At 43.7% G+C, this 6,412-nt stretch carries 5 protein-coding genes; 2 read left to right on the top strand and 3 right to left on the bottom strand.

What is annotated here, in order from left to right; translation table 11 throughout:
* The 3 genes from CAG69_RS20020 to CAG69_RS20010 form a co-directional block, all read right to left on the bottom strand.
* Nucleotides 1–459: hypothetical protein (locus tag CAG69_RS20020; protein ID WP_161445857.1), on the bottom strand; the 459-nt coding region annotated here is incomplete at its 3' end.
* A 289-nt stretch (nucleotides 460–748) separates the two neighbouring features.
* The gene (locus CAG69_RS20015) at nucleotides 749–1,246 is read right to left on the bottom strand and encodes a response regulator (protein ID WP_012841921.1); all 498 of its coding nucleotides are present in this window, start codon (nucleotides 1,244–1,246) and stop codon (nucleotides 749–751) included.
* Entirely contained in the window at nucleotides 1,243–3,183 is a 1,941-nt protein-coding gene (locus CAG69_RS20010) for an ATP-binding protein (RefSeq protein WP_161445855.1), read from the bottom strand. Before CAG69_RS20010 ends, CAG69_RS20015 begins: the two co-directional genes overlap by 4 nt.
* Before the next feature lie 186 nt (nucleotides 3,184–3,369).
* Between CAG69_RS20010 and CAG69_RS20005 the strand changes: the two genes are divergently transcribed.
* Both CAG69_RS20005 and serC read left to right on the top strand, forming a co-directional pair.
* Nucleotides 3,370–4,638: a DUF945 family protein gene (locus tag CAG69_RS20005; RefSeq protein WP_161445853.1), complete on the top strand. Its 1,269-nt coding sequence runs from the start codon at nucleotides 3,370–3,372 to the stop codon at nucleotides 4,636–4,638.
* Nucleotides 4,639–4,776: 138 nt separating this feature from the next.
* Entirely contained in the window at nucleotides 4,777–5,871 is a 1,095-nt protein-coding gene (serC, locus tag CAG69_RS20000; RefSeq protein ID WP_161445851.1) for a 3-phosphoserine/phosphohydroxythreonine transaminase, read from the top strand.
* The last annotated feature ends 541 nt before the right edge of the window (nucleotides 5,872–6,412 follow it).

Here is a 6,412-nt window from a genome sequence, read left to right as displayed (position 1 = left end):
GTGGAAACGAGCGTATGCTGCACCGGTCCAGTCGTCATCGTTATCAATAGAAACGTAGCCGACTTTGCCGCCTACTTCTAATTGAGGACCTAACCATTGACGAACACCTAAGTTCAGTTCCATACCTACGTCAGTGCTGCTATCGCTTGAAGGTTGTACAACGCGCATTAGCATTTCACCTGTAAGGTCAGCCCAGTTGTTTAGTGGCGAATGAAAGCCAAAACCAGCGGCTGAGTCAAAATCACTTTCAAACTCAGAGTCGATACGAGCAATAACATGTGCGTTAGGGTGAATTGATTTGCTGAATCCAGCACCAAATGTCACAGGACTTGCGCCAATACGTGCTTCGAAATAGTCGTAGCTAAAGTTGCTCATAGTTGCTGGCGCATTGCGGTCGTTTGCGGCTAGGGCATGGCTTGATGCCACTAGTAAGGCAGCGGCTAATAGTGTTTTACGCATAACTAACGATAAACCTTGTTCATTATTTCCATGGATTCAAGCAACCACTTGAACCGTAATCTGATTTGTCCGACATCATAATAAAAAGGAAGGTCCACGACCAACAAAAATGTGTCGATGTTTTGTCAATTAACTTAATAGTTAGTTGGTTTAAGCAAAAACTACGCCATATACATAACGTCTAAGAGCATCAATCGGATAAATAGTGATGCTTTTCCATACTCGCGCTATTGCGCGAAATAACGTGGATCAGCTGGCTTTGGTGACATTCAAGCTAGAGCCACGCATATTACTCGCCGAAGCTTGCTCTGCGTTCAGCCATGGCATTGAGGATCGCCTCAGAATCAAGGACCTGAGTCCAAGATAATAAGTTATCATCATTTGCAATCATAAAAGCAGTAAGCTGAGACACGATTGCTTTTCTCAACTCTTCACCTCTCCATGGTTTGGCTATGTAATAGTCCAGACTTGCGTTATTGACGGCCTCAACGGTGTCCTCTAAGCCGGCTTGTCCTGTAAGTAAGACTTTGCGGGCCGCTTTTGTGTCACCATTTTGACTGAGTTCGATTAAGAAGCTAATCCCAGTTTGCTCCGGCATAATGTGGTCGCATAAAATGAGCGCAAGCTGAACTTCCTCTTCCGCCATCTCCTCGATCACTTGCCTTGCTTCAGTGACTGATTCCGCTCCCTCGACAATAAAATGTTCCTCAAAGGGAGCGAGATCCTGGAGCACGCTATCCAAGACTTCTCGTTCGTCATCGACACATAAAATTAAATACTTGGTCATATTTCATCTCCTTTTTCGATGACTGGTAACCAGACTGTCATTCGTGTGAACTTGTCGAGCTCTGATTCGACGTCAATCCATCCTTTATGTGCTGTCACGATTTGCTGGCAGATGGACAGTCCAATGCCTAAACCAAAGTTGCCTTCTTTTTTCGTCGTGAAGTTGAGCTCGAAAATGGCTTCTCTTTGCGATTCAGGAATGCCACACCCATTATCTTCAAACGAGATAGCGGCGTAATGTGTATGATCTTTTTCTGCAAGACGTGTTTGTATTTTTAAAACGCCTTTTTCCGGAAATGCATCAATGGCGTTAGAGACCAAATTCGTCCATACCTGTTGGAGAGCGATTGGTTGACAAAGGATAGGAGGTAAATCCGCATAATTAGTGGAAACCTGATGCATTTTTAGTTTGTTTTCGAAGATCACCAAGGTGTCTTCAATACCTTCATGAATATCAGCATAGTGCTGGGTCTCATCATCTGAGCGTGCGTAACCTTTAAGGCTTTTCACCATATCTGCAATTCGCGCAGCACAGACGTTAATCGAGCGAAGAGTGGAACCTGCTTTGTGGTATTGCTCAAGAGTATCGAGAACATGAGAAGACACTTGCTGTTTTTTCGTTAGTTGAGTGAGTAACTCGTGATCTGACTCTAGCCCAAGGTTCACCACTTTCTTAGCCAGTGTTCGGTCTGGAAGGGCATGATTAAGTGCTTTAACGCGTGATCTGAGCTCTGCGGTTGAAGCGGGTTTTGCGGTTTGAGCTTTGCTCAGTAACTCAATGCCTTTGATTTGTATATCGGAACTGGGTACTTCGTTAAGTAATCGTGCAAGCGTATGAGTTAAATTCTCTACGCCCCTCAATATCGCTGCTATCGGATTATTTAGTTCATGCGCCACGCCCGCAACCAACTGGCCGAGCATCGCCATTTTTTCTCTTTCAATGAGTTGCTGGTGGGCAGACTCCAGCGATTCGAGCGTTTTTTGAAGTTGCAGCTTGGTGTTGATGCTTCTTTGTAATCGGCGGTTGAAGTGGCGTAAAAGCAAGTTTGTAAAAAGAGGCAGCAAGTTTGAGTCGCTTTGCATCACTTTATTGAATACGTTGCGATCGAGTTTGATGACCTCTGTCTTTGTCAGCGTTAGGGCTGTCGAGAAAGAACATTCCCCAGTAACAAACGACATGCCTCCGACAATATTACCTTTGTTATGGCGTACAACCTCTCGCTGCATGCCTTGTTCATCGCGCTTGTACAGAGCCACTTCACCATCGGTAATAAACCACAAAAAGCTATTTGGCTCGCCTTCCACGGTTAATAAGTGTTCAGGTGAGTATGTACGGCACGCTCTTGTTTCGTCGTTATCTTTGAAAAACTGCTGGAGAGCGGAGATCACTTGCTCGGCTAACTCGGCATCAGACATCGAGTGGTAGTCGTGTAAAAAGCCCGCTTGATAATGGCTCATCTGATTATTGATGTGCGCTCGCAACAAGCTGTGATGATCCAATATCTGACTGTAACTTAGCAGGTCTTCTTTACCGTTTCGCAAGATAAATTGGGTCAGCTCTTTTTGCACTGTGTTAAATAAGACGTGATCTGGCAAAGGTTTAGTGAGGCAGTGGTCGAGCCTGCCTTCATTAACAGCAGTGAGAATTGCCTCTATATCAGACGAGCAGCTAATAAGAATTTTTCTTGCTTGCTCGGTATGCGGCATCCGGTCTAAACCAATAAGAAAATCCACGCCATTAAAATGAGCGTGATGGCTCGCTATAACTAAAGCAACAGTCTGCTCTCTTTCCTCTAGATACTCTAAAGCGCTTTGAGCCTCTTCTATCGATTCGACAGAAAAAATATCAAACTTACTTGAGAAGGCGGACAGCTCCAATCGAAACTGTTCAGCACTGATTGGGTTGTTGTCGAGACACAACACAGCATAACGATTCACAGATGTTTTAGCTCCGGTTAAAACTTCGCCACGCAAACTTTAACAATAAAAGGACATGATGAGTGGGAGCCAAGTATGATTCCTGATTAATGGACTAGAATAAGCATCAATAGTCTGATTTGTCTCAATGTTTTCTCCACAGAAGGTTTGGGGTAGACTGACCGAAAATACCTAATAAGTGACGTTATGCAAAATCTTAAAAAAATCGGCGCCATTGGTGGTGCTATCTCATTAGCGCTGTGTTGGCCATTGGCTGTCGGACAAATTGGTCAGTCCATCATTGAAGATGGTATTACCAATATGAATGATGAAATGATTAAAGGCGAAGTGGTCGAGTATCAGCGTGGCTATTTGTCTTCAGTCGTGCTGACTCGTTATTCAGTTGTTGATCCTGAGCTTAAAACGCAGCTAGAGCGTGATGGTATGCCAACGACGTTTGACGTAACCAGTGATGTTAGCCACGGTCTAACAAGCCTAACAGCAGATTCAAAATTGGTGGACAATGACTTTTTGCCTCTCACGATGCACAGTCAGACTCAACTAAATGGCAATACGGCATTCACCCTTGACCTAGACAGTTGGCATTATCGTAACGAAGCGCAAGGTGTTTCTGTTTCTACAAGCCCTGTAAAAGTGACAGGGGATGTGACGGTATTGGGTGATCTCAATTACCAAGTTTCTGTTCCTTCTGTTCAAGTGGATTTTGAAAACGGTGAAGAGCTTCATCTGAATGCATTGACAGGTCAGGGTAAAGGTAAGCAAGCAAAAGGCTATTGGCTGGGTGAGCAATCTTTTTCTCTAGAGAAGCTGGATGTGGTTGATTCGAACTTAACGCCTGTCTTTTTGATTGAGAATGCAAGTTACCGCGGCAACACTACGATGAATGAGTCTGGTGATAAGCTGAACAGTCAGCTGAACCTAGATGCTAAGAAACTGCGTTTAACTGATGGTACGGATGTCGATAACTTTAAGTTAGATTTCTCAATTGCAGATGTGGATAGCCAGTCATTTGACCAAATTATGTCTATCTATCAAAGCTCTCCAATGTTAGACGAGCAGGAAATTGCGAGCTTATTGCCGCATGTTGACACGCTGTTTAGCAAAGGCTTTGATTTATCCGTGAATGAGCTTTCACTTGCGTTTGGTGACGGTAAGTTCCATAACGAGTGGCAATTATCCATTCCTGAAGGTACTGACCACATTACTCAAGACCCAATGAAGTTGATGACGGCGACTACTGGTGAGCTCAGCACTTACTTCTCTGACGAATTAGTGACGCACTACCCATTTATTCAAGAAGGAATTGATGAGCTGCTCATCATGGAGTTGATCGAGAAAGTAGAGGGCGGTTATCAACTCAAAGCAGAAATCGGTGAAGGCAAATTGAAGTTCGAAAATGGACATGAGTTCCCATTAGTGGCGCTACTTATGCCTGCCTTGATGCAACAACAGTAGCCAAGTATTGTTGCGGAATTAATCCAATTTAACGCTTAGTCTTTAAAAAGAGGTCGTAAGACCTCTTTTCTTGTTTTTATCGCTGCGAAAACGTGATATTAATTTCGTAATATTTACATAGCAGGAGCAATGAGCATCATGGAACAAAATACGGACAACGTATTTAACTTCAGTGCAGGGCCAGCAGGTCTGCCTAAAGCAGTTATGCAGCAAGCACAACAGGAACTAATTGATTGGCAAGGTCTTGGTACTTCGGTCATGGAAATCAGCCACCGAAGCAAAGAGTTCATCAAAGTTGCAGAAGAAGCCGAGCAAGATTTACGTGATCTTCTGAATATTCCGGACAACTATAAAGTGCTGTTCTGCCAAGGTGGTGCTCGTGCTCAGTTTGCTGCTGTTCCTCTAAACTTACTTGGTGATGCCGAGACGGCAACTTACATCGACGGCGGTTATTGGGCTGAAAGTGCGGTAGCTGAAGCGAAGAAATACTGCGAGCCAGACGTATTTGATGCAAAAACAGAAATCAACGGAAAAGTAGCCGTTCTACCTGCAAACGAATGGAAAATTGCTCCAGAAGCGGCTTACGTGCATTTCTGTCCAAATGAAACCATTGACGGTATCGAGATTAACGATCTTCCTGTCACCGACAAACCAATCGTTGCTGACATGTCTTCGACGATTCTTTCTCGTGAGATTGATGTATCGAAATACGGTGTGATTTATGCGGGCGCTCAGAAAAACATTGGTCCTTCAGGCATTGCTATCGCTATCGTGCGCGACGACTTGTTAGGTATGGCGAAGCTGGTACTGCCAAGTATCTTGGATTACACTGTTCTGGCTGAGAAAGAATCAATGTTCAACACGCCACCAACCTTTGCATGGTACCTGTCTGGCCTAGTTTTTAAATGGTTAAAGGCGCAGGGTGGGGTAAAAGCGATCGAGCAAGTGAACCGCGCTAAAGCCGCACTACTGTATGATTACATCGATCAGTCTGATTTCTACCGTAATGGCGTGCACTCAGCAAACCGTTCTTTGATGAATGTGCCATTCCAACTTGCGAAACCTGAACTGGATGCGACGTTCCTTGAACTAGCAGATGCCAAAGGGCTGAAATCACTAAAAGGGCACCGAGCCGTTGGTGGTATGCGAGCTTCCATTTATAACGCCATGCCGCTAGAAGGTGTACAAGCGTTAGTCGATTTTATGCAAGAGTTTGAGAAAAACTACGCATAAAATCAAATTCACTGTTATTCATGAAAGCGTCGCAATTGCGGCGCTTTTTTATGTGTGTAACCAATCGAGTATATGATTTTAGAGAACGAGTAGCAGGATAGGTTCAAACGCTTTCCTCCCCACCCAATGAATGAAGGCTTTTCCTGAAACCAGTTCTTCATTTTGAATTATTGAGTCAGCAGTGGTGAGCCTTCCGAAGATAAAAGCTTCGTTGGAAACCCAATGCAATGCGTCAACATTGCATTGGGTTATGCTTAAGAAGGACTGTCGATTTCTGGATCCATCTAGGAAAGAGGTGTATTTATGAAGTGCTTACCCATACAGACATAGCTGTTTATTAAAATGAATTTCTAAGCTTACTCCATGTTTTTTGGTTGTAAGGTTATGATTTTATTGGGCTAATGTCAGTCACCTTGAGTTACTTGTGTATTTGTCATTGCTTTGCAAAAAACACGTAAGGTTATTTTTTTTGTCTCTTTTGTGAAACATAAATTGTTTGTTTTGAGAGGAACTTATCACCTTTTTGTGAATAATTTAAAAG

This window comes from Vibrio sp. V43_P6S15P86 (assembly GCF_009904725.1).
Lineage (GTDB): Bacteria > Pseudomonadota > Gammaproteobacteria > Enterobacterales > Vibrionaceae > Vibrio > Vibrio diabolicus.
This window is presented reverse-complemented; position numbering and strand designations above follow the sequence as displayed.

Excerpts from the sequence above, each read along its gene's own strand:
- CAG69_RS20015 (WP_012841921.1), bottom strand. The coding sequence starts at position 1,246 with ATGACCAAGTATTTAATTTTATGTGTCGATGACGAACGAGAAGTCTTG.
- CAG69_RS20005 (WP_161445853.1), top strand. The coding sequence starts at position 3,370 with ATGCAAAATCTTAAAAAAATCGGCGCCATTGGTGGTGCTATCTCATTA.
- serC (WP_161445851.1), top strand. The coding sequence starts at position 4,777 with ATGGAACAAAATACGGACAACGTATTTAACTTCAGTGCAGGGCCAGCA.